Raw genomic sequence first — 23,370 nt, 5'->3', positions numbered from 1 at the left:
CCTCAAAACGAAAACAGGGGCGCACCGCCGGTGCACCCCTGCTTCCTGTCCGATGATCGGCCTTAGAACTTGTAGCCGACTTCCACGCCATACATGCGCGGCTCGCCATAGACGCTGGACGAGAAGCCCAGGCCTTCGGCGACGAGGCCGAGCACGCCGATGCGGTAGACCTCGTTGGTGAAGTTGTTGACGAAGAAGGCCACCGATGCCTTCGACCCGCCGATGTCGTTGAGCTCGGCGCGCAGGTTGACCAGCGCGAAGGCCGGCTGGGTGCCGCTCAGCTCGAAATCGTCGAGCCGGTTCTTGCTCCGCCAGGTCAGGTTGCCGATCAGGTTGAGCTTGCCGACATCCTCCGACATCGGCGGCGACACGGTCGCCGTGAAGCCTGCCTGGGTCTTCGGCGTGCCGCGCTGGGCGATTTCCGGACCGATGTTCGAGACCGCCCCGCCGCTGAGGATCTTCACCTTGGTGTAGGAGTAGAAGCCCGTCACCGAGAAGTTGGGCACCGACAGGGTCGCCTCGAACTCGCCGCCCGAATTGCGCTGCTTGGCGGTGTTGTCGACGATCGTGAAGACGTTGCCGTTGACGAAGGTCGCGCGCTGCTTCTGTACGTCCGAACCGTCCTGACGGAAGATCGCCGTGCTGGTGGTCAGCCGGCCCGACGAGCCGATCCGCGTGTTGGTCTTCAGGCCGATCTCATATTCGTCGACGAACTCGGGCAGGAACGGCGCGAGCGTGACGAAGCTGGTCGCACGGGTCGAGAAGCCGCCCGCCCGGAAGCCGTGGCGATAGGAGGCATAGGCGGTGACGTTCGACGACGGCTCATATTGCACCGTCGCGTCGTAGGTCCATTCCTTGAACGACTTCTGGTTGGTGAAGGAGCACTGGCTGAACGGCACCGTCTGGACGCCTGCCGTGGCCGCATCGATGTCGAACGAGCAGATGCCTACGCCACCCGCCGGATTGGGCCGGAAGGGCTGCGCCGGCGCGACGGTGATCTTGCGCTTGTCGTAATTGTAGCGGAGGCCGCCCGACAGGCTGAGCTGATCCGTCGCGTGGAAGGTGCCGGCCAGGAAGGCCGCCGCCGTGCGCGAATAGCCGACACCGGGGTTGGCGGTGACGAACTGGGTCGCCGAGGCCGTGCGCGGGTTCAGGCGGGCGCCGGCGATGTTGAGCTCGGGCAGGGTGTTGGCGAGCGAGCCGTCCTTGCCCTTCTCCTCGAAATAATAGACGCCGGCGATGTAATCGAGCTTCCGGTCGAAGGCCTTGCCCTGGATCTGGAATTCCTCGCTGATGTTACGGCTGCGAGCGAATTGATAAGGCGTGATCAGGAAGGCGGGGATGCCGTCATAATCCTGCACCTGATCGCGCTGGAGGCGGCGATAGCCGAAGATGTTCTTCAGCGTGATCGTGTCGCTCAGTTCCCAGGTCGTCTTGTTGGTGATGCCCCAGTTCTTGATGTTCTCGTAGGGCTTGCCGAACACGTCGAGATTGCCGCCCTCACCCGCGCCGGTGTCGAGGGTGAAGTGCTTGTTGTAGAAAAGCTGGCGGGCGGCGGCATATTGCGCCGGGATATTGGCGGTGATCGCCCCGGCGGCGCGCAGGCCTTCATAATTGCTGATGACCGACGGCAGGCGCAGATCGGTGATGAACGCCGCGGTGCCATGCTCCTTGGACTTGTACCAGTCACCGACGGTCAGCGTCTGCAGGCCCTCGATCGGCTCCCACAGGGTCGACACGCGGAAGGTGTCGAAATTCTGGTTGTCATAATCGCGGCCGGTGGTGACTTCCTTCGCCCAGCCGTCGCGCTTGCGGGTCTTGCCGGCGACGCGGATGGCGAAATTGTCTCCTATCGCGACGTTTACGACCCCATAGAGATCGGTCATGTCGTAATTGCCGTACTGGCCGCGGACCTCGCCGCCGAACTCGCCCAGCACCGGATGGTTTGGTTCCACCAGCACCGCGCCGCCGGTCATGTTGCGGCCGAACAGAGTGCCCTGGACACCCTTGAGGACCTGAACCGACTGAAGATCGAAGAAGGTCTTGCCGAAGCCATAGGGGCGCGGCTGCACGACCTCGGCGAAATAGGTGCCGACCGGCGGATCGGTGAAGAGCTGGGTCTCCTGGGTGCGCTGGCCACGCAACGCGAAGGCGACGGTGTTGCGCTGGCTCTGCGCGCTCGTGATCGACAGCGACGGCGTCGCATATTGCAGCGACTGGGCGTCGTTCACGCCGGCGCGCTGGAGCTGCTCGCCGGAGAGCGCGGAAACCGAAATCGGAACGTCCTGGATCGATTCCGCGCGGCGGCGGGCGGTAACGACGATTTCGCCCATATCGGCGGTGTCAGCGCCTTCGGCCGCCTGCGGCGGTGCCGAGGTCTGGGCCATGCCGGTGCCCGGCAGGACGGTCAGCGCGACAGCGCAGCCCGATAAAAAGATGGTACGACAGCGCATGCTTTCCTCCCCACAAATCGGATGGCTAGGTTGGTACGGTGATGCCCGGGCCGTTCTCCGGCCTCGCCCCATCTAGATATCCAGTTCGGGGCGCCGTCCAAAGAGGGGCACCCCCGGATCGGCCACCTCATCGTCTATCTGATATATGGCTCCGGAGCCCCGCGGGCTTGGTTTTGCGGGTGTCGTTGCAGCGATGCCACATCGAGCCGGCAAGGTCGAAACGCCATGGCTTGACCACTGAAAGCATTCGGCGCACCCCCTTGATCATGGCCAGCCGCTCGCCCCGACCCTACAGGTCCACGCCGATGGCAATCATCGAGGCGGCCGAGCGACTGTTCGGCAGCTACGGCATCGAGACCGTGTCGCTGCGCCAGATCGGACTGGAGGCCAATGTCGGCAACAAATCGGCAGTGAACTATCATTTTGGGGACCGGGCGGAACTGGTCCGCGCGATCTGGCAGCACCGCCTTCCCGCCCTCGAAGCGCGGCGTAAAATGCTTCTGCGCCAGATGCATGACCGAGGGGAGACCCGGGATCCCCATGCGGTGGCGCGCCTCATCATCCTGCCTAATTACGAACTGCTCGATGCACAGGGCATCCATCGCTACACAGCCTTTTTCCGGCATGCGCTGCGCTGGCGACAGGGCCAGGAACTGCGTGCGCGGGAGATGGGCACGACCCCGGCGAGCCAGGAAGCGCTGCGTCTGCTGAAGGATCTGGCAGGGGATATCCCCCAGGAGCTGCTGTTCTATCGTCTGCGCTACGCCTGCTGCTCGCTGTTCGATATGACTTTCGACCGTGACGGCGACCTAGCCGAGGGCCGTCCTGTGATGCCCGAAGACCAGTTCCTGGCAGAGGGTTTCGCCATGCTGGTGTCCACATGCCTGCGCCCGGTCACCGCCGTACCGCGCTGATCGCGGATGTGATGGTTTGAAGACCACAAGCGGTTCAGCTCAGTTGATGCTCTGCACTTGGCCGCCGTCGACGCGGATGTTCGCGCCTGTCATGTAGCCGGACGCCGGGCTGGCGAGCATGCAGACGGCGTGGCCGATATCCTCGACCCGGCCGATCCGGCCCACCGGTATGGGCGTCAGATGCGCCGCCGCGCGACGCTCCATCTCAGCCATGTCGAGTCCTTCCCAGCCCATCGGGCCGCGCATGCCCTCCAGCCAGCGTTCGACTGCGGGGGTCAGCACCATGCCGGGACTCACCGTGTTCGCGGTGACGCCACAGGCGCCGAGCGCCTTGGCGAGGCTGACGCTCATGTTGATCATCGCAGCCTTGGCCGCGCCATAGTCGGGGCCGAAGGCGATCGGCTGGGTGGCGGCGGCGCTGGCGATGTTGATGACCCGGCCCCAGCCCCTCCCCTTCATCGCTGGCAGTAATGCCCGGATCATTCGGGCGGCGGCCAGCACATTACCGTTGTAGGTTTCGAACCACCCTTCGTCGGGCACCTCGGTCCAGCCCATCGCCGACGTCCCCGCCGCGCCGCCGGCATTGTTGACCAATATGTCGACCGTGCCGGCCGCGCGGGCCACCGCCTCGGCCTGGGCCGGATCGGCGAGGTCGCCGATCGCGAGATCGGCCGCGCCGCCTGCCTGGCCGATCGTTCGGGCCACGGCCTCTGCCCGATCGCGATCCCGGCCATGGACGACCACGACGCAACCCTCGGCCGCCAGCATGCGGGCAATGCCGGCGCCGATTCCCGAACTGCTGCCGGTCACCAGCGCGCGCTTCCCTGCCAGACCCAGGTCCATCGATAATCCTTCCTGTTCAGCGCCCTTCGAAGCGGGGCGGCCGTTTCTCGACGAAGGCGGCGGTCGCCTCCGCATAATCCCGCGTCATCGTCGCGAGGATCTGGGTGCGGTTCTCCGCGCCGATCGCCGCATCGAACGAGGCGTCCAGATTCTCCCACATCAGCTTCTTGGTGTGCGCGACCGAATAGGGGCTGTTGGCGAGTACCGTCCGCGCATAGCCGATCGCCTCGGCCAGCAGCGCATCCGGCTTGGCCAGACGCAGCACCAGCCCGATCCGTTCCGACTCCTCGGCCTCGATCGGCCGGCCGGTGAGCAATATGTCGAAGGCGCGCGACATGCCGATCATGCGCGGCAGCAAATAGCTGATCCCGCTCTCCCCGGCCGACAGGCCGATCCGCACCGCCGCGACCAGGAAGCGCGCCGTGGGCGTCGCGATCCGAACATCGGCGCTGAGCGCGATCGCCATGCCCGCGCCCACCGCCGGCCCGTTGACGGCCGCGATGACGAGCTGCGGCATCGTCCGCAGCCTTTTGCCCATCCCGGCGAACTGCTCCTGCCAGAACAGTTTCTCGATCACACCGCTCGCCTGATCGCCCTTGCGGGCATTGGCGGCGGCTAGGTCCTGGCCCGAACAGAAACCGCGCCCGCGCCCCGCACCGGTCAGGATTACCGCGCGGCAGCTCGCATCCGCCGCGAGCCCGTCGAGCGCCGTATTGAGCGCGGCGACCGCCTCGCGGGTCAGCGCGTTGAGCCGCGCGGGCCGATTGAGCGTCAGCACCGCGATGCCGTCATCGCGGCGTTCGACGACGATGTCCGGCTCGGCGGCTGCTTCCGACATTCCCCTCTCCCGCATTCGCGGCGACTGATCGAGGGGAAGGTGCGAGGGGCCCGGGCGGGTGGCAACATCGGCGGAGCGATGTTCACATATGCGTAGGGCCAGCGGCGCCCCCTCATTGGGTTTGCACCAGCGCGGGCACGGGCGCAGGAACGATGGCTTGGAGCAGGAGAGCGGACGTGCACGCCAATCGAATCCCGGCCGGCAAGGCGCATGACAGCCGGTCGCACGCCGCGCTGGTCGTGCATGAATGGCGCAACGCCTGGCGGCCCGGCCTGGTCGCGCTGATCGGCGGATCGATCAGCTATTCGCTATACGCCGCGGTATCGAGCCTGTTCGTCGAGCCGCTCCAGGCCCAGTTCGGCTGGTCGCGCGGAGATATCGCGCTGGTTCATGGTTTTGGCCTGATCACCGCCTTTGCCGCCCCCGTCGTCGGGGCGCTCACCGATCGCCATGGCGTCCGCCCGGTCCTGTCGGCAGGGCTGGTGCTGACCGCGATCGGCTATGCCCTGCTGTCGCTGATGCGGGGATCGCTCGATTATTATTATGCGGCCTATTTCTTCTTTTCGCTGGTCGGCATGTCGACGACCGGCATCACCTTCACCCGCATATTGAGCGGCGCCTTCCATCGCACGCGCGGCACCGCGCTGGCGATCGGCCGTTCGGGGCTGGCGGTGGCGGGGGCGCTGATGCCGATGCTGCTGTTCCCGATCATCACCCGCTTCGGAACCGCCGGCGGCTATCTGACGCTCGGCGCCTTCGTACTGCTGCTCGCGCTGCCGCTGGTCTGGTTCTGGGTACCGACCAAGGCCCAGGAGCGCGCGGGCGGCGCGGCCGCACATGGACTGGCGGACAGCTGGCGGGTGTTGCTCGCCCAGCCCAAGGTCCGCATCCTCACCGCCGCCGCGGTGCTCAACTATGTGCCGGTCGTCTCGCTGATGTCACAGATGAAGCCCCTCGCGGTCTCCAAGGGGCTGGAGGCCTCGATGGCGGTCGCGGCGGTCTCGACGCTGGGGCTGGCGGCGGCGGCCGGGGCCCTGCTCAGCGGGCTGCTGGTCGATCGCTTCTGGGCGCCTGCCGTCGCCTTCGTGCTGAACGCCGCGCCCGCGATCGGCTGCCTGTTCCTGCTCCAGGACAATGTGCCGCCGGTCATGTTCTATGGGGCGATCCTGTTGATCGGCCTTGGCCAGGGTGCCGAGATCGACATCGTCGCCTTCATGATCGCGCGCTATTTCGGCCTGCGCAGCTATGCCTCGATCTATGGGGTGACGACGCTGGGCATCGCGCTGGGCGTCGCGGTCGGCGCCAGCCTGATCGGCAAGGCCTATGACATGTTCGGCAACTACAATGTCGCGCTGATGGCGGCCTCCGCCTCCTTCGCGCTGGCCGCCTGCTGCTATCTCGCAATGGGCCGCTATCCGGACCGGCAACCGGACTAACCCAGGAGACAGAAGCGCCGGGCTGGGATGCGGCGCCCGACGGATGCTGAAAAAAGTTCATCACGAGGGGGAGAGCGGATAGGGTCGCTCCATGATCCGCCCCCTCCTCCTCGCCGCCGCCCTGTTCCTCGCCATCGGCGCCAAGCGCGCACCATCGCCGCTCGACGGGATCGCCGAGGATTTTGTCCACCTGACGCTGGAAGCGGGCGAGCGCGAAAAGGGCTATGTCGATGCCTATTATGGGCCCCAGGCCTGGGCCGACGCCGCGAAGGAGAAGCCACGGGACATCGCCACGCTGCGCCGGGACGCCCGGACGCTCGCCACGCGACTGAATGCCGTACCGCCCGAGACGCTCACCCCGGACGACCGCCAGCGCCGCCGCTTCCTCGCCGCCCAGCTCAAGGCCGCCGAAACCCGGCTGGCGATGATTGCGGGCGCGAAATTCAGCTTCGCCGACGAGGCGGAGGGGCTGTTCGCGGTGCGGCCGAAGCTGAAACCTCTGGCCAGCTATGATCCGGTGCTGGCGAAGATCGAGGCGATGGTTCCGGGCAAGGGGCCGCTGTGGGAGCGGGTGGATGCGTGGCAGAACCGCTTCGTCATCCCGGCCGCCAAGCTGGATCCCGTCATGCGCGCCGCAATCGCCGAATGCCGCGCCCGGACGGTCGCGCATCTCCGCCTGCCCGCGCAGGAACGGTTCGAGCTGGAGTTCGTCACCGGCAAGAGCTGGTCGGGCTACAACTGGTACAAGGGCGATGCGCACAGCCTGATCCAGGTCAACACCGACCTGCCGATCCGCATCGACCGCGCGGTCGATCTCGGCTGCCACGAGGGCTATCCCGGGCACCATGCGCTCAACATGTTGCTGGAGCGCAACCTTGCCCGCGCCAGGGGGTGGGTGGAGTTCACCGTCTATCCGCTGTTCAGCCCGCAGAGCTTCATCGCCGAAGGCTCTGCCAATGCCGGAATCGGCCTGGCCTTTCCCGGCGCCCAGCGCGCGCGGTTCGAGGCGGCGAAGCTCTATCCGATCGCCGGGCTCGATCCGGCGACGGCGGCCAGCTACGACAGGCTGCTCGATCTGCTCCACCAGCTGGCGGGCGCGCGCATGACGATCGCCGCCGACTATCTCGACGGAAAGGTGAACCGCGAGGAAGCACTGGAGCTGATCCAGCGCTACCAGCTGGTCAGCCGCAAGCGCGCCGAACAGTCGCTGAGCTTCACCGACAATTATCGCAGCTATGTGATCAACTATGGCCTGGGACAGGACATGGTGGCCGCCGATCTGGCACGTTCCGGCGCGGCTGCCAGAGCCCGCTGGCGGCGGATGGAGGCGATCATCGGCCAACCGACGCTCCCCTCCGATCTTCGTCGCTGACGGGGCGCGCATGATCGTTTCGGTTACGATCATAGACCTTGGTCGCAATAATCGGGCTTAACCCCTGATTCACCGAAACATTTAAGGAGTTGGCAAAGCCGCTAGGCAATTCTCGTGTGGTAACAAGGACATGAGACCATGACCAAGAGCGCGCAAATATTGACGACCGATGTCGATGACGACGCCAAATATGCCGAGCAGCGCCGGGCGCCGCGCGACGAGGTGGCGCTGCCGACCCGCATGTTCGTCAAGGACCATCAGGGCAGCGACGTTCTGCTGGTGAACATCTCGCCGCTCGGCTTCATGGTGCGCGAATATGGCGAGACACCCAAGGGTTCGATCGTCCGCCTCGCCCTTCCCCGGCTGGGCCAGGTGACCGCGAAGGTCGTCTGGTCGCTGGGCGGCCGGGTGGGTGCCGAGTTCATCAAACCGATCGACCATTATGCCTATACGGCGATGCTCAACGCCGCCAAGCAGAAGCGCCAGCGCTGGCCGATGGGCTGACATCCGTTTCGCGAGCCCGATCCCTCCCTTGAGGTCGGGTTGCGAGGCGGCGCGGCGTCCCCCCGGCCGCGCCGCCATCCCCCATCAGTCTCCGTCGGGTTCGAAGGCCATCAGGTCGCCGGGCTGACAGTCCAAAGCGGCGCAGATCGCCTCCAGGGTGGAAAAGCGGATCGCCCGCGCCTTGCCGGTCTTGAGGATCGATAGATTGGCGAGGGTGATGTCGACCCGCTCAGCCAACTCGGTCAAGGTCATGCGCCGTTCGTGCAGCAGATCATCGAGCCGGATGACGACCGCCATCAGATCATCCCTTCCAGGTCCTCACGCATCAAGGTGCCCGCGGCGAACACGCGGGCGAGGATGAAGGTGAGCAACACCGCCAGCCAGCCGCTAATCGAAAAGCCGGCATCGAGATGAAGCGGATGGCCGGGTGTCGACAGCGCCCGGCCAATCGCACCGATGGCGATGCTGAGCAATTGGAGCGCCAGCAGCACCCAGGCGATCGTGCGGAGCCGCAGGGCATTGGCCCCGACGAAAGGATCGCCGCGCCGGACGGTCTCGATCATCGGCAGCAGCCGGCTGAGCACGGCATGGTTGAGCGGAATCGCAACCAGGCCCAGCACCGCGATCGCCTGCAGGCCGGGCAGCATCGCGGGGATGCCGGACGCCTGGGTGATACCGAGCGCCTTCATGCTCCATTGCTGGAAGACGACAGTCGCGATCAGCAGAGCGAGGATCGCCGCCCCGCCCAGCCAGTTGAGCAGGATCACCAGACGCAGGAATACCCATGTGAACGGCAGGATCGACGAACGGCTCATGGCACGCCTCCGAATCATTTATCGAAAAACAATAAATTATATATCGATTATCGGCAAATTATTCGTCACCCCGCCCGCAGCAGCCCCACCGCCGCGTCGCGTTCGAACAGGTAGAGCGCGGTCCGCGCCGCCTGACCGCGTTCGCTGTCGAGGCCGCCGTCGCGATCGACCAGCAGGCGGGCGTCCTGGGTGGCAGTGTCGATCAGCAGGGCGGTACGCTCGGGCGTGGCGAGGCGGAAGGCGGCCTCGCCGGACTGCTTGGTGCCGAGGATATCACCCGCACCGCGCAGGCGCAGGTCCTCCTCGGCGATGCGGAAGCCGTCATTGGTCTCGCGCATCAGCGCAAGCCGCGCGCGCGAGGTTTCGGATAGGGCGTTGCCGCGCAGCAGCAGGCAGACCGAGCGCTGGTCGCCGCGCCCAACCCGCCCGCGCAGCTGGTGGAGCTGGGCAAGACCGAAGCGATCCGCGCCCTCGATGATCATCAGGGTAGCGTTGGGGACATCAACGCCGACCTCGATCACCGTGGTGGCGACGAGCACGCCGAGCCTGCCCGCCGAGAAATCGGCCATCACCGCGTCCTTCTCCGGGCCCTTCATCCGGCCATGGACGACGCCGACCTTGTCGCCGAACAATTGCCGCAGGCTTTCGGCGCGACTTTCGGCCGCCGCCAGGTCTGACTGCTCGCTCTCCTCGACCAGCGGGCAGACCCAGTAAGCCTGGCGACCGGCGGCGAGATGGCGGCCGAGCGCGCCGGCGATCTCATCAAGCCGCTCACCCGCGATCACGCGGGTCTCGATCGGCTGGCGGCCGGGCGGCATCTCGTCCAAGCGGCTGACGTCCATCTCGCCATAATGGCTGAGGGTCAGGGTGCGCGGGATCGGCGTCGCGGTCATGACGAGGAGGTGCGGTGGGCGATCGGCCTTGGCCTGGAGCATCATCCGCTGGGCGACGCCGAAGCGGTGCTGCTCGTCGACCACGGCGAGGCCGAGCTTCCGGTAGCCGACCTTCTCCTGGAAGATCGCATGGGTGCCGACGAGGATGTCGATCGATCCGTCAGCCAGGCCCATCAAGGTCGCCTCGCGCGCCTTGCCCTTCTCCCGCCCTGTGAGGATAGCGATGTTGACCGGCAGGCCGGCAAGCGTGCGGCCGAGCGTGTCATAATGCTGGCGGGCGAGAATCTCGGTCGGCGCGAGCAACGCACCCTGCGCCCCCGCCTCCACCGCTACCAGCAGCGCCATCGTCGCCACCAGCGTCTTGCCCGCGCCGACATCGCCCTGGAGCAGCCGGGTCATTGGCGCGGACTGGACCAGATCGCCCTCGATCTCGGCTATCGTCCGGCTCTGTGCGCCAGTGGGAGTATAGGGGAGCTTCAGCTGATCGCGCAGCCGGCCGTCACCCTTCAACGGCAGCCCCTTGCGGCGGCGCGAGGAGGCGCGGACCAGCATCAGCGCCAGCTGGTTCGCGAACAGTTCGTCATAGGCGAGGCGCGCGCGCGCGGCCTCGTCCTGCGGATCGGCGTGGAGGCGGACCAGCGCCTCCCGCCAGCCGGGCCAGCCGCGCGTCTGGAGCAGGCTGGGCTCGATCCACTCGGGAAGCTCGGGCGCGCGCAGCATGGCCTGTTCGACCAGCTGACAGATGCGGCGGGAGGTGAGCCCCTCCGACTGTGGATAGACGCTCTCGCGGGTCGGCAGGTCGGCCGCTTCGGCGGGCGGCAGGACATGATCGGGATGGACGATCTGCAATTCCTGCCCATAGAGATCGAGCCTGCCCGAGACGATGCGCGGCTCACCGATCGGCAGCAGCTTCTTCGCCCAGCCGGGATTGCCGCCGAAATAGACGAGCTGGACGACATTGCCGGCCTGATCGGTCGCGCCGACCCGGAACGGCCCGCGCCCGCCCGAGGCACGATAGCTGACCGGCACCAGCCGCACGGTGACGATCCGCCCGGCATCCTCCGCCTCGACGGTCTCCACGGGCTTGCGCTCGATCGATCCGGTGGGGAGGTGGAAGAGCAGGTCGACCACCCGCTCCAGCTCCAGCTTGCGCAGCGGCTTGGCGATGGCGGGGCCGACGCCCTTCAGCGCCTCCACCTCGGCGAACAATGGATTGAGAATGTCGGGCCGCATGATTATCTGGCCTTCTATGTGTCCCCGACAGGCTTGCCAACAGCCTGCCGGCCTATCGCCATTGGAAGAATATGAACCGCGAAGACCGCCTGAAACGCCTGCGCTTCCGCGCCTGGCACCGGGGAACCCGAGAAGCCGACTATACGATGGGCTGCTTCTTCGACCGCTTCCACGCCGGGTGGGACGAGACCGCGCTCGACTGGTACGAAGCACTGCTCGGCCAGGAGGATGCCGATATACTGGGCTGGGTGATGGGGAGCATCCCCGTGCCGCCCGAATGGCAGAACCCGCTGATGGAGCGGATGCAGCGCATCGACTATGTCGAGATTCCGCAGTGAGGCCCTGATCCCCTTTCCGTTCGTGTCGAGCGAAGTCGAGACACGTTCCGGGAGCCAGCGTCCCTCGACTTCGCTCGGGACGAACGGAAGTTTTTCACTGAACTGCCCATGACCGACCTTACCCGCATCCTCCAGTCCTCCGAAGCGTTGACCCTGTCGCGCGCGCCGGCCGGCTTCCAGCCATGGCTGGTGGCCGATCTTGCGCGGGCCGCCGTTGCCAGGGGCGGGCGGCTCGTCTTCGTCGCGTCCGACGACCAGGCGATGCACGCGCTGGCCGAAGCCGCCCGCTATTTCGCGCCCGAACTGGACGTGGTGATGTTTCCCGCCTGGGACTGCCTGCCCTATGACCGCGCCAGCCCGGCGCTGCGCGCGACCAGCGAGCGGCTGGCGGCGCTGCATGCCTTGCAGTCCAGCCCCAAGGGCCCGACGCTGGTCGCGACCACCATCAACGCGGTCAGCCAGCGGGTGCTCACCCCCTTCCGCATCCGCCAGCTGGTCGCGCGGCTGGCACCGGGCGAGCGGATCGACCGGGATCGGCTCGCGGCCCTGCTCCAGGCGAACGGCTATGTCCGCACCGACACCGTCACCGAGCATGGCGAATATGCGGTGCGCGGCAGCCTCGTCGACCTGTTCCCGGCGGGCGAGCCCCATGCGCTGCGGCTCGACTTCTTCGGCGACGAGATCGAGAGCGTCCGCCAGTTCGACGCCACCGACCAGCGGACGATCGGCCCGATTGACGGCTTCACCCTGCTGCCGGCGGCCGAGGCGCTGCTCGATGAGGAGACGATCAAGCGTTTCCGGGGCCGCTATCGCGAGCGTTTCGGCGCGACCGCGACCGGAGACCCGATCTACCAGGCCGTGTCCGATGGGCGCCGCCTGGCCGGCATGGACCATTGGCTGCCGCTGTTCGAGGAGCGGCTGGAGACATTGTTCGACCATCTCTCGCCCGACGACCTGATCCTGCGCGAGGCGGGCACGGTGAAGGCGGCCGAGGCGCGGTTCGAGGCGATCGCCGACTATCACGCCAACCGCGTGCGCGCGCGGACCGCCGATCCGGGCAGCTATCGCCCGCTGGAACCGGGCGAACTCTATCTGTCGGCCGAGCAATGGCGCGATACGATCGCCGACCGGCCGATCCACCTCGTCACCCCGTTCGCCGAGCCCGAGAGCAAGCGGGTGATCGACCTCGGCGTCGAGGGCGCCCGCGACTTCGCGCCCGAGCGGACCCAGGGCGTCAACATCTACGACGCCGTCGTCGAGCATGTCGAAGCGCTGGGCAAGGCGGGCAAGACGGTGGTGCTCGCCAGCTATTCGACCGGATCGCGCGAGCGCTTCGCCGGGCTGCTGGCCGAGCATGGGCTGGAGCGGATCGATCTGGCCGACGACTGGCAGGGGGCGATATCCCAGCCCGCGCCGGGCAAGTCGCTGGGCAGCGGGCTCGCCCGGGTCGCGCTCGCGGTCCTGCCGCTCGACCATGGCTTCACCAGCGGCGATATCGCGCTGCTCACCGAACAGGACATGCTCGGCGACCGGCTGGTCCGGCGGCAGAAGCGCAAGAAATCGGCAGACGCCTTCCTGCAGGAACTGGCGACGCTCAGCCCCGGCGATCTTGTCGTCCATATGGATCACGGCATCGGCCGCTATGAGGGGCTAACCTCGATCCCCGTCGCCAAAGCGCCGCACGACTGCGTGGCGCTGAGCTATCATGGCGGCGATAAGCTTTACGTCCCCGTCGAGAATATCGACGTGCTGAGCCGTTACGGCGCAGAGAATGAGGGCGTGCAGCTCGACAAGCTGGGCGGGGTCGGCTGGCAGACCCGCAAGGCGCGGATGAAGGAGCGGATCCGCGAGATCGCAGGCGAGTTGATCAAGACCGCCGCCGAACGCGCGCTGCGCCCCGCCGAAGCGGTGGAACCCGAGAGCGGGTATAACGAGTTCGTCGACCGCTTCCCCTATCAGGAGACCGAGGACCAGGACCGTGCGATCGCCGACGTGATCGAGGATCTGGCGGCGGGCAAACCGATGGACCGGCTGGTCTGCGGCGACGTCGGCTTCGGCAAGACCGAGGTGGCGCTGCGTGCCGCCTTCGTCGCGGCACTGGGCGGAATGCAGGTGGCGCTGATCTGCCCGACCACCCTGCTCGCCCGGCAGCATTACCGCAATTTCGTCGAGCGCTTCCACAACATGCCGGTGAATATCGGCCATCTCTCCCGCCTCGTGACGGCGGGCGAGGCAAAGAAGACCAAGGACGGGCTCGCCGACGGGTCCATCGACATCGTCATCGGCACCCATGCGCTGCTGGCCAAGGGGATCGAGTTCAAGCGGCTCGGCCTCGTCATCGTCGACGAGGAGCAGCGCTTCGGCGTCACCCACAAGGAGCGGCTGAAGGCGCTCAAGACCGACGTCCATATGCTGACGCTGACCGCGACGCCGATCCCGCGCACCTTGCAGATGGCGATGTCGGGCCTGCGCGAGCTGAGCGTGATCCAGACCCCGCCGGTCGACCGCCTCGCGGTGCGCACCTATGTCGCGCCCTGGGACGGGGTGGTGATCCGCGAGGCGCTGCTGCGCGAACATTATCGCGGCGGACAGAGCTTCCTCGTCACGCCCAGGATCAAGGACCTGCCCGACATCGAGGACTATCTGCGCAAGGAGGTGCCCGAGGTCTCCTATGTCGTCGCGCACGGCCAGATGGCGCCGAGCGAGGTCGAGGAGCGGATGTCGGCCTTCTACGACAAGAAGTTCGACATCCTCGTCTCGACCACGATCATCGAGAGCGGGCTGGACATCCCGTCGGCCAACACGCTGATCGTCAACCGCGCCGATCGCTTCGGCCTCGCCCAGCTCTATCAGTTGCGCGGGCGGGTCGGCCGGTCGAAGACGCGCGCCTACGCCTATCTGACGACCGGCGACAAGGGGATGACCGAAACCGCCGAGAAGCGGCTCCACATCCTGCAGAACATCGACACGCTGGGCGCGGGATTCCAGATCGCGAGCCACGACCTCGACATACGCGGCGCGGGCAATCTGCTGGGCGACGAGCAATCGGGCCATATCAAGGAGGTCGGCTTCGAGCTGTACCAATCGATGCTGGAGGAGGCGATCCTCGAGGCCAAGGCCGGCGGGTTGGCGTCCGAGCTGAAGCGCGAGAATTTCTCGCCGCAGATCAATGTCGACACGCCGATCCTGATCCCCGAGGACTATGTCCCCGACCTCGACCTGCGCATGGGCCTCTATCGCCGCATGAACGAGATCGAGACCCGCGCCGAGATCGAAAGCTTCGCCGCCGAGCTGATCGACCGCTTCGGCAAGCTGCCGCAGGCGACCCAGAACCTGCTGACCGTGATCGAGATCAAGCTCAACTGCCGCAAGGCCTGCGTCGCCAAGATCGACACCGGCCCGCGCGGCGCGCTGGTGAGCTTCCACAACGATCAGTTTCCCGACCTGCCGGGGCTGCTCGCCTATGTCGACCGGCTGAAGGACAGCGCCAGGCTGCGCCCCGACAGCCGGCTGGTGATCACCCGCAACTGGCCCGACCCGGAGAACCGGCTGAACGGCGCACTGCAATTGTCGCGGGGACTGGCGAAGATCATCGGGTGACCAGAGGCGCACCGCGTGCGCCTACCCCCCACTCCTCCCTTTCAGGAAGGGGAGAAATATCAGCCGGCCGCCTCCACCTCCTGCTCCGCGACCAGGGCCTGGAGGCGCTGGCTGTCGATCGGGGGGGAGCAGAGGAAGCCCTGATAATAGTTGCAGCCTTCGCGGGCCAGCAGCGCGAGCTGGGCCTTGGTCTCGACGCCCTCGGTAATCACCGCGAGGCCGAGCGAGCGGGCCATGTCGATCACCCCGCGCACGACGATGCGGTCGCGGGTCGAACCGGTGATATCCTCGGCCAGGGTCTTGTCGATCTTGAGATAGTCGAGCGGCAGCGCCTTGAGATAGGCGAGGCTCGAATAGCCGGTGCCGAAATCGTCGATCGCGATCCGCAGGCCTGCGCGCCGCAACTGTGCCAACAGGTCCGCGGCTCCCGCCAGATCCGAGATCAGCCCGCTTTCGGTGACCTCGACGGTCAGCCGGGTGCGGGGAAAGCCGGCCGCATCGACCCGGTCGAGGAAATCGTCGACGAAATTGGGCTGGGCGATATCCGACGCGGTAACATTCATCGCAAGGCGGATATCCTGCATATGCGCGGGCCAGGCGGAAGCGATGGCGAGCGCCCGCTGCTGGACATAGGTCGAGAGCTGGACGACGAAGTCGGAGCGCGCCGCGGTGGCGAACAGCGGCACGGCGCCAAGCTCACCGAGCTGGGGATGCTTCCAGCGCGCCAGGGCCTCCACCCCCATGATCCGGCCGGTGCCGATATCGACCTGCGGCTGGAACAATATGTCGATCTGGTCATGATCGAGCGCGCGGCGAAGATCGATTTCGAGCTGGTTGCGGCGGTGCGCCTCTGCCTCGCTATCCGCATCGAGCGCGCGCACCAGGCCGGAATCGCCGTGCTTGGCGGCGGCGAGCGCGGCCGAGGCGCGCTGGAACAGCGTGCCGACGTCCCGCCGCCCCTCCCCACCGAGCGCGGTGATGCCGACCCGACAGGACAGCGGGATCAGCGAATCCCCCGAGACGAATGGCCAGGCGACGCTTTCCACCAACCGGTTGGCGATCAGTTCGGCGCTGTCGGCGCTGACCGGCGGGCCCAGGGCGATGGTGAACTCCGAACCGGCGGTGCGGGCGATCATCGCATTGCCGAGGCCGATCCGGTCGATCACCCGCTCTATACGGCGTGCGACGCCCTGCAGCACGGCATCGCCCGTCGGCCGGCCGAAGGCGGCATTGACAAGGCCGAAGCGCATCACGCCCAGCATCAGCAACGCGCAGCGAGGATCGGGCGCATCTTCGTCGGCAAGCCGCGCTTCGACCCAGCCACGGATGCGATCCGCGGTCGGCAAGCCGGTCAGCGCGTCGATATCCTCGCGCTCGGGTTCCGCCTCGCCGCGACTGACCTCGATCCAGGCGACCACGGCGCCGCGTTCACGGTCAAAGGATATATGGTGGGCAAGCCGGTCACCCTGCGCCCGGCTGCCATGGGCAAAGGCGGTCGAGCGGCCGGTGACGAGTAGCCGATCGATCGCTTCGCGGGCGAGGCGGCGGCTGGGCCGGTCCATCAGCCGGAACAGCATCGACATCGGCACGATCTCGCGCACAGCGCCGATCCGCTCGGCGAAGGCAGGGCTGAGCGAGACGAGGCGCTCCCCGGGCTTCCATATCCACGCCTCCGACTCCGCGAGCCGGAGAGCGGCGCGCTGCGAAGCGGCCCGGCCGCCGCCGACCACCCGCTCGACATGGCGTTCGGCGAAGGCGAGGGCGGTGCGCAGCTCGGCCTCGCCGAAAGGCGGCACGACATAATGGGTGGCACCGAGATCGTACCACCGGTCGAGCCCCGCGATATCCTCGGCGATCACCAGCAGTGCCGATCCCGCCGATTGTGCCGCCGCCGCGAGCGCGGCACAGGCGCCCTCGGCCTCGGCGGTCGCGCCGCGCGCGTCGATCACCGCGACCGTGGCGCCCGAGGAGATGAAGCGGCGCTCGGCACCCTCGGCGCGACGGCCCGCAATCACCTGCCGGCCGGTGCGCTCGATCAACGCGCCGAGCTCATTACGGCTATGGAATGATAACAGGAAAAGCGGCAACTTCACCCCGGCGGCGCCGGTGTCGGCAGCTGCTTCGCTTACACCTACATGCCTGTTCATTTCCCGACTGTTACCGTATCGACCTGCGCAGGCCAATCGCAAAGCTTCATCGAAGCCCGGCTATAGGCGAATGATCCACAGCTTCCTATCTTTGCCCCGGAAGCGCTGCTAGGATGGGTACATGGCACTGACGGGCAAGCCATTTGGGGGCGAGGGCAAACCGCTCGCCGACGCGTTCGGCAGGCGGATCAGCTATTTGCGGCTGTCGGTGACCGACCGCTGCGATTTCCGCTGCCGCTACTGCATGGCGGAAAAGATGCAGTTCCTGCCGAAGCGCGAGATATTGACGATCGAGGAACTGGCCGCGCTGGCCGACACCTTCATCGCGCGCGGCATCCGCAAGATCCGGCTGACCGGCGGCGAGCCGCTGGTGCGGCGCGGGATCGAAGAGCTGGTCCGCATCCTGGGCGGCCGCATCGGAGACGGGCTCGACGAACTGACCCTTACCACCAACGCCAGCCAGCTGCGCCGCCATGCCGCCGGGCTGGCGGAGGCCGGGGTGCGGCGGATCAACGTCAGCGTCGACAGCCTGGACCCCGAGCGCTTCGGCTTCATCACCCGGGGCGGCGACCTGGCCGTGGTGCTCGACGGCATCGCGGCGGCGCGAGAGGCGGGCCTAGCGGTCAAGATCAACATGGTCGCGCTCAAGGACCTCAACGAAACCGAGATCGAGCCGATGCTGCGCTGGTGCGCGGCCGAGGGCCATGACCTGACCCTGATCGAGACGATGCCGCTGGGCGAGGTGGAGGACGACCGCACCGACCGCTATCTGCCGCTCGACGGGGTACGTCGCGGGCTGGAGAGCCGTTTCACCCTCACCCCGCTCGATTATCGCACCGGCGGCCCGGCGCGCTATGCGCGGGTCGAGGAGCTGGACGCGCGGATCGGCTTCATTACCCCCCTCACCAATAATTTCTGCGATGGCTGCAACCGGGTCCGGGTGACTGCGACCGGGCAGATCTACATGTGCCTGGGCTTCGACGACCGGCTCGACCTGCGCAAGGCCCTGCGCGAAGGCGATGCGGGCGAACTCGACCGGCTGCTCGACCGCGCGATGCGGCTCAAGCCCGAGCGCCACGCTTTCAAGATCGACCGCGCCGGCGCGGCCCCGGCGGTTTCGCGACATATGAGCGTCACCGGCGGATGACCGAAAAGAAGATGGCGCTTGTCGCCTCCCCCACCGCGGCCGCACAGGAAGCGGCGGGCGAGTTGCGCCATATCTATGAGTGGCATCCGCTGGAGAAGGCCGACCTGGTGGTGGCGCTGGGCGGCGACGGCTTCATGTTGCGTACCCTCCACGCGATGCTCGACCGGCACCGCATCCTGCCGGTGTTCGGGATGAACCTGGGCACGGTCGGCTTCCTGATGAACAACTGGCAGCCCGACCTGCTGGAACTGCGCCTCCAGCATGCCAAGGCGATCACCGTGCTGCCGCTGCGGATGGACGCCGAAACCGTCGAGGGGCAGCGCTTCACCATTCCGGCGATCAACGAGGTCTCGCTGCTCCGCGAAACGCGCGAGACCGCCAAGGTCGAAGTCTCCGTCGAAGGGCGCGTCGTGCTTCCCGAGCTCGTGTGCGACGGGGTGCTGGTGTCAACGCCGGCGGGATCGACCGCCTATAATCTGTCGGCCCAGGGGCCGATCCTTCCGCTTGAATCCTCGCTGCTGGCGCTGACCCCGATCAGCCCGTTCCGGCCTCGGCGCTGGCGTGGTGCCATCCTGCCCAACAAGAACGCAATTTCGTTCCGCGTGCTCGACGCGGTCAAGCGGCCGGTTTCGGCGGTGGCCGACCAGCGCGAGGTCCGCGACGTCGCCTCGATCCGGATCGCGATCGATCGGACCAGCCCGCTGACCCTGCTGTTCGACCCCGAACACGCGCTGGACGACCGCATCACCATGGAGCAGTTCGCGGTCTGAAATTAACCGCATCTAGAGGGTTGCGTTGCTAGAGAGGCCGCTGCTATAGGCGCGCCTCGCCTAGAGCGAAGCAGTGTTCCCCGGTAGCTCAGCGGTAGAGCATCCGACTGTTAATCGGACGGCCGCCTGTTCGAATCAGGCCCGGGGAGCCACTTCTTTTATCGCCAACGGCGGTTTCCGAGACACTTCCGATATCGTCGAAAAACGCCCCATTTTCCGTGGGTTTGCATGTGGCCGTGCCTGCCGCATCTGCCCAGAGACCGCTTTGGCCGACCGATACCTCTGAAATCAGACCGGCGTCTCTGAGCGCCTATTTTGGGGCCGTTAGATACTTCGGAGCATGACTAGTGAAAAGGAAAGGCGACGCAGAGCGCCGCCAGTCCGCTTCTTGATGGCGATGGGGCTACGAAAAGCCCAACACCCCTCTCTGAATGCTCCAGTCCATCGGCAGTTCCGACATGCGGTACAACCGCTTCGATTGAAGCGATGAGAGCTCGGCTCCTTCCATGATCGACCTGATGATGTCGGGTGCCAGAAAACTCATTCGAGCCAGTCGGGCCAGATGGTTGCGTTCCCTATATCCAAGGCTATCGGGCAGGGCAGGCGGCCCCACCATCCGCTTTGCTTGATGTGCCTTGACGATCAGCTCGACCAGCTTTGGGTCGCGACGCAAGGATGACGCCTCTGCATCGAACTGGATCGTCAGCTTCACGTCGGCGCCGCGGCGAACCATGAGGGTCAGGAAGCGGCGGAGCGGCGCCTGGTCGGAGCGTGCGCCGGCTTGGTTCAGCCGGTACGATTCACGCCGACACCAATGCTCGACCCCGCACCGAAGTCGAGCGGATAGTGCAGGCTAAGGACTATTTCTTGAGAGCCGCGGCTATCATGGCCACCAGCGTCTCCTCGGCTCGCGTACGGACGGCTGGATCTTTCGACGAAAGGTCCTGACGTAGCCAATCTGGGGCATGCCCAACCGCTTTGGCGATCTTCTGCGATGTCTCGAAATCGGTCATTGCGCCGCATTATTCGATGATGAGGATCACGCAAGCCGAACGGCCCGGCTTGGGCCGCTTGCGGACTGGCGGGTTCCGGGGAGAAGCCTGGGATAGCTGCTCAGCGATAGCTGGCCCCTCCTTGTGCATGTCGTAATCCCCAGTTCAATGCCGTCCGAGAAGACTCAACAGCCGATAAGCTGCGACGGCGCGGTCGGTCCGCGCGCGCGCGCGGTTGGCTTGCGTAGCGATTGCTTCGCGTTCGGCGTCGAGCAGGTCGAGTTGCGGCTTAAGGCCGACTCGTACTTCGTGACGGATGCTTTCAAGGGCTTCCCCGGCCGCCCTGGCCTGGTCCGACGCCGCCTGCTCGACGAGCAGCATGGTGCGGACTTCCTGAAAGGTGGAGACGATTTGCTCCCCAATTTGCATCCGTGCGGCGCGCAGACGGGCCTCTGCGGCGCGCTCCTCGCTTCCGGCCTCGGCAATCTTGCCCGAGATGCGCCCGCCGCTGAACAGCTGCCAACGGGCGCGGATGCCGACCGTCGCGCTATCGGCACGATAATCCGGAAAAAATTGATCGCGGACCGTGGACGCTTCGGCAAAGGCGCCGATCGTGGGCAGGCCTTCCGCCCGTGCGCCCCGCTTTACCGCTTGGGCGGCGCGCAGGCCGGCCTCGGCCTGCACCAGGAGGGGGTTGCTGTGCGAGGCAACATCCATCGCCTCTTCAAGCGTCGCGGGGAGTTCGGGATTCGCCGGCAGCGGTTCGAGGTCCGTCGGGGCAAGCCCGGTCAGATTGTTGAAATGGGCTTGCGCTGAGACCTGTGCACCTTGTGCTCGGGACAGTCCTGCGCGCGCTTCGGCCAGGCGGGCGGCTGCTTGGGCGACATCGGTGCTCGGGCTCTCTCCGGCGCGAAAGCGAAGCCGGGCCTGGCGTTCGATCTCGGCCGTTTCCGAGACGAGGCGGCTGTAGAGATCGACCATATCGGCGGCAGCCAGGACATTGCCATATCCCTCGACGGCGGCCGTGATGAGCTGGTTCCGCGATGCGACTTTCTGCGCCGCGGCGCTGACGACGCCGGCTCGCGCCTGGTCGATCCCGGCGCTGACACTCCCGCCGCTGAACAACGGCTGTTCGATGGTCGCCTGCGCGGCCCGGGGCGTGACGTTCGCGGCGCCTAGCCCAAAGAAATTCTGCGGGTTGAGGCGGCCATAACCGATCGTTCCGGTGAGCGTCGCGGTCGGCAGGCGGCCCGAACGCGCCTGATCGAGCCGCGCCCCGGCGGCATCGGCTTCGGCGTCTGCGATAACGATCTCGGGCGCATGGCCGATTGCCGCCGCGATCGCCTGGTCGAGCGTGGTGGCCCGTGCCACCGTGTGCAAGGCTAAGGGTGCCGCCAGCCATAGCGCGAGCCGGGCAAGGCGGCGGGGGCGTCTCACTTGAAAGCAGTCCCCGGCCGCACGCCCAGCTTCTTGAAGACGATCGCTGCGGGACAGAAGCCGGTGAAGCTCGCCTGTATCAGGTTGAAGCCGGCAAAGGCCGAGAGCGCGAGCCACCACGGGTGAACCGTCACGGCCAGGAGAAGTCCCAGCAGTACGACACATCCTGCGAAAGCCATGACGGCACGATCGAGGGTCATTTCGATTTCCTTTCGACTATTGAATGGGTCAGGTCCGCAGCTTGCGAATGCCCATGATGTGGAGGGCAAATCGCTCGTAGAGGGGCTCGCCCCCGCCTTTGCGGACCTTCCGCAGGAAATATTTTTCGAACGCGATCTTGGCGAGATGCACCCATTTGCCGCGCGCCGACCAGTTGACGTTGCGTGGCGGAATCTGTGGCTGCGCGACGAAGGCGACGCCACCATCGCCAAAGTCGGCGAGGCACACGGCATTCCAGGTGGCCTCGGCAGTCGGCGCTTTGCCATCCAGAATCGCGTCGAGATTGGCCGCGATCGCGGTCACCATGCTCTCGATCATGAAACCGGTCTTGGGCACGCCAACGGGGACCGGGGTTGGGCCGGTCGGCGGGATCGCGATGCAGACCCCGAGCCCGAAAATCTCGGGAAAGGCAGGGTTACGTTGGTGCTTGTCGACCAGGATGAAGCCGCGCGGGTTGGTCAGCCCTTCGATATTGTTGACCGCCGGCACGCCACGGAAGGCCGGCAGCATCATGGAATAACCGAATGGCAGGTCATGCGTCCTCGCCACGGCCCCGCCCTCGGCGATTTCCTCGACATGCATCATACCCTGCTCAACCTTGGTGACGCGGGCGTTGGTGATCCATTTGATGTGGCGGTTCCTCAGCTCGCTTTCGAGCAACGATTTGGTGTCGCCAACCCCGTCGAGGCCGAGATGGCCGATATAGGGCTCGGCGGTGACGAAGGTCATCGGCACCTTGTCGCGGATTTTACGGCGCCGCAGCTCGGTATCGAGGATCATCGCGAACTCATAAGCTGGACCGTAACAGGAAGCCCCCTGGACAGCGCCGACGACGATCGGCCCGGGATTCTCGACGAAACGGTCGAAGGCGTCGGCGGCGGCCGAAGCATGCGCGGTCTGGCAGATCGAAACGGTGTGGCCGGCATGCGGGCCCAGCCCCTCGATCTCGTCGAAGGCCAGATCGGGGCCTGTCGCGATAACCAGATAATCATAGTCGACGCTGATGCCGTCGTTGAGCTCCAGCCGCTTCTCGGCGGCATGCAGGCGTTTCGCGCCGGCAGCGGTGAAGCCGATCTGCTTCTTCGCGAATATGGGCGGCAGAAAGACCTGGATTGCCTCCGGTGCGCGCCAGCGCACCGCGACCCACGGATTGGAGGGGATGAAGGAGTAGGTATCCGACGCGGACACCATCATCACATCGGCGCGCTCGCCGACCGCGGCTTTGATCTCGTAGGCGGCGATGGTCCCACCCAGCCCGGCGCCCAGCACGACGATTTTCGGTTTGCTCATAATCCCGCACCTTCGCTCATTGGCGCGCCGGCACGACCTGATGGGAGGTGCCTTTGCCCGCACAATAGAGCGGCTCTGAATGGTGACCGCAGTGCGTAATGTTCCCAATGCAGCGATGACGCCGGCCGT

Annotated in this window: 20 protein-coding genes and 1 tRNA gene; 9 read left to right on the top strand and 12 right to left on the bottom strand. The window is 66.4% G+C overall.

Features of this window, described 5'->3' with window-relative positions:
• Positions 1-62: 62 nt before the first annotated feature.
• Positions 63-2,453, bottom strand: a complete 2,391-nt coding sequence (locus CMV14_RS05475) for a TonB-dependent receptor (protein ID WP_066963920.1) — start codon at positions 2,451-2,453, stop codon at positions 63-65.
• A gap of 305 nt (positions 2,454-2,758) precedes the next feature.
• Here CMV14_RS05475 and CMV14_RS05470 point away from each other — a divergent pair, with 305 nt between their 5' ends.
• Entirely contained in the window at positions 2,759-3,367 is a 609-nt protein-coding gene (locus CMV14_RS05470; protein WP_066963923.1) for a TetR/AcrR family transcriptional regulator, read from the top strand.
• A 39-nt stretch (positions 3,368-3,406) separates the two neighbouring features.
• Here the strand turns inward: CMV14_RS05470 and CMV14_RS05465 are convergent, their stop codons facing one another.
• Both CMV14_RS05465 and CMV14_RS05460 read right to left on the bottom strand, forming a co-directional pair.
• A complete protein-coding gene (locus CMV14_RS05465) occupies positions 3,407-4,210 on the bottom strand; it encodes an SDR family NAD(P)-dependent oxidoreductase (RefSeq protein WP_066963926.1) in 804 nt (267 codons plus the stop codon).
• A 16-nt stretch (positions 4,211-4,226) separates the two neighbouring features.
• Complete coding sequence (locus CMV14_RS05460) at positions 4,227-5,048, bottom strand: enoyl-CoA hydratase/isomerase family protein (protein ID WP_066963929.1); 822 nt, start codon at positions 5,046-5,048, stop codon at positions 4,227-4,229.
• 176 nt (positions 5,049-5,224) lie between these two features.
• Here CMV14_RS05460 and CMV14_RS05455 point away from each other — a divergent pair, with 176 nt between their 5' ends.
• The 3 genes from CMV14_RS05455 (at position 5,225) to CMV14_RS05445 (ending at position 8,360) form a co-directional block, all read left to right on the top strand.
• Entirely contained in the window at positions 5,225-6,484 is a 1,260-nt protein-coding gene (locus CMV14_RS05455; RefSeq protein ID WP_238147196.1) for an MFS transporter, read from the top strand.
• Positions 6,485-6,575: 91 nt separating this feature from the next.
• Positions 6,576-7,856, top strand: a complete 1,281-nt coding sequence (locus CMV14_RS05450) for a hypothetical protein (RefSeq protein WP_066963932.1) — start codon at positions 6,576-6,578, stop codon at positions 7,854-7,856.
• 138 nt (positions 7,857-7,994) lie between these two features.
• On the top strand, positions 7,995-8,360 hold the full coding sequence (locus CMV14_RS05445; protein WP_066963935.1) for a PilZ domain-containing protein: 366 nt from the start codon (positions 7,995-7,997) through the stop codon (positions 8,358-8,360).
• Positions 8,361-8,444: 84 nt separating this feature from the next.
• On the opposite strand, the gene CMV14_RS05440 is transcribed toward CMV14_RS05445, so the two are convergent.
• The 3 genes from CMV14_RS05440 to recG all read right to left on the bottom strand — a co-directional run bounded on the left by CMV14_RS05440 (position 8,445) and on the right by recG (position 11,301).
• Positions 8,445-8,657: a helix-turn-helix domain-containing protein gene (locus tag CMV14_RS05440; protein WP_066963938.1), complete on the bottom strand. Its 213-nt coding sequence runs from the start codon at positions 8,655-8,657 to the stop codon at positions 8,445-8,447.
• Positions 8,657-9,175, bottom strand: coding sequence for a DUF2975 domain-containing protein (locus tag CMV14_RS05435; RefSeq protein ID WP_066963941.1), 519 nt, complete (start codon positions 9,173-9,175; stop codon positions 8,657-8,659). The genes CMV14_RS05440 and CMV14_RS05435 overlap by 1 nt, the downstream gene beginning before the upstream one ends.
• Before the next feature lie 65 nt (positions 9,176-9,240).
• Positions 9,241-11,301, bottom strand: coding sequence for an ATP-dependent DNA helicase RecG (gene recG / locus CMV14_RS05430; protein WP_066963944.1), 2,061 nt, complete (start codon positions 11,299-11,301; stop codon positions 9,241-9,243).
• A gap of 71 nt (positions 11,302-11,372) precedes the next feature.
• Here recG and CMV14_RS05425 point away from each other — a divergent pair, with 71 nt between their 5' ends.
• Positions 11,373-11,639, top strand: coding sequence for an FAD assembly factor SdhE (locus CMV14_RS05425; RefSeq protein WP_066963951.1), 267 nt, complete (start codon positions 11,373-11,375; stop codon positions 11,637-11,639).
• A gap of 108 nt (positions 11,640-11,747) precedes the next feature.
• Positions 11,748-15,239: a transcription-repair coupling factor gene (gene mfd / locus CMV14_RS05420; RefSeq protein WP_066963954.1), complete on the top strand. Its 3,492-nt coding sequence runs from the start codon at positions 11,748-11,750 to the stop codon at positions 15,237-15,239.
• A gap of 59 nt (positions 15,240-15,298) precedes the next feature.
• On the opposite strand, the gene CMV14_RS05415 is transcribed toward mfd, so the two are convergent.
• A complete protein-coding gene (locus CMV14_RS05415; protein ID WP_238147195.1) occupies positions 15,299-17,386 on the bottom strand; it encodes a putative bifunctional diguanylate cyclase/phosphodiesterase in 2,088 nt (695 codons plus the stop codon).
• 121 nt (positions 17,387-17,507) lie between these two features.
• Between CMV14_RS05415 and moaA the strand changes: the two genes are divergently transcribed.
• From moaA to CMV14_RS05400, 3 genes are all read left to right on the top strand, one after another.
• Positions 17,508-18,533, top strand: coding sequence for a GTP 3',8-cyclase MoaA (moaA, locus tag CMV14_RS05410; RefSeq protein ID WP_066963958.1), 1,026 nt, complete (start codon positions 17,508-17,510; stop codon positions 18,531-18,533).
• Entirely contained in the window at positions 18,530-19,303 is a 774-nt protein-coding gene (locus CMV14_RS05405; protein WP_066963961.1) for an NAD kinase, read from the top strand. Before moaA ends, CMV14_RS05405 begins: the two co-directional genes overlap by 4 nt.
• 77 nt (positions 19,304-19,380) lie before the next feature.
• Positions 19,381-19,455: transfer RNA gene (locus CMV14_RS05400), tRNA-Asn, on the top strand.
• A 251-nt stretch (positions 19,456-19,706) separates the two neighbouring features.
• Here the strand turns inward: CMV14_RS05400 and CMV14_RS05395 are convergent.
• From CMV14_RS05395 to CMV14_RS05380, 5 genes are all read right to left on the bottom strand, one after another.
• Positions 19,707-20,015, bottom strand: coding sequence for a hypothetical protein (locus tag CMV14_RS05395; protein WP_139114711.1), 309 nt, complete (start codon positions 20,013-20,015; stop codon positions 19,707-19,709).
• Positions 20,016-20,163: 148 nt separating this feature from the next.
• Complete coding sequence (locus CMV14_RS27480) at positions 20,164-20,316, bottom strand: DUF6771 family protein (protein ID WP_331251138.1); 153 nt, start codon at positions 20,314-20,316, stop codon at positions 20,164-20,166.
• Between the two features lie 144 nt (positions 20,317-20,460).
• Entirely contained in the window at positions 20,461-21,732 is a 1,272-nt protein-coding gene (locus tag CMV14_RS05390; RefSeq protein ID WP_066963968.1) for a TolC family protein, read from the bottom strand.
• A complete protein-coding gene (locus CMV14_RS05385; RefSeq protein WP_066963970.1) occupies positions 21,729-21,932 on the bottom strand; it encodes a YgaP family membrane protein in 204 nt (67 codons plus the stop codon). Before CMV14_RS05385 ends, CMV14_RS05390 begins: the two co-directional genes overlap by 4 nt.
• A 28-nt stretch (positions 21,933-21,960) precedes the next feature.
• Positions 21,961-23,241 (bottom strand): NAD(P)/FAD-dependent oxidoreductase, encoded by a 1,281-nt coding sequence (locus CMV14_RS05380; RefSeq protein WP_066963972.1) that lies wholly within the window; start codon positions 23,239-23,241, stop codon positions 21,961-21,963.
• Between the last annotated feature and the right edge of the window lie 129 nt (positions 23,242-23,370).

The organism is Rhizorhabdus dicambivorans, assembly GCF_002355275.1.
GTDB classification, from domain to species: Bacteria; Pseudomonadota; Alphaproteobacteria; order Sphingomonadales; family Sphingomonadaceae; genus Rhizorhabdus; species Rhizorhabdus dicambivorans.
The sequence above is the reverse complement of the archived record's forward strand: the minus strand, read 5'-3'. Positions and strand labels throughout refer to the sequence as shown.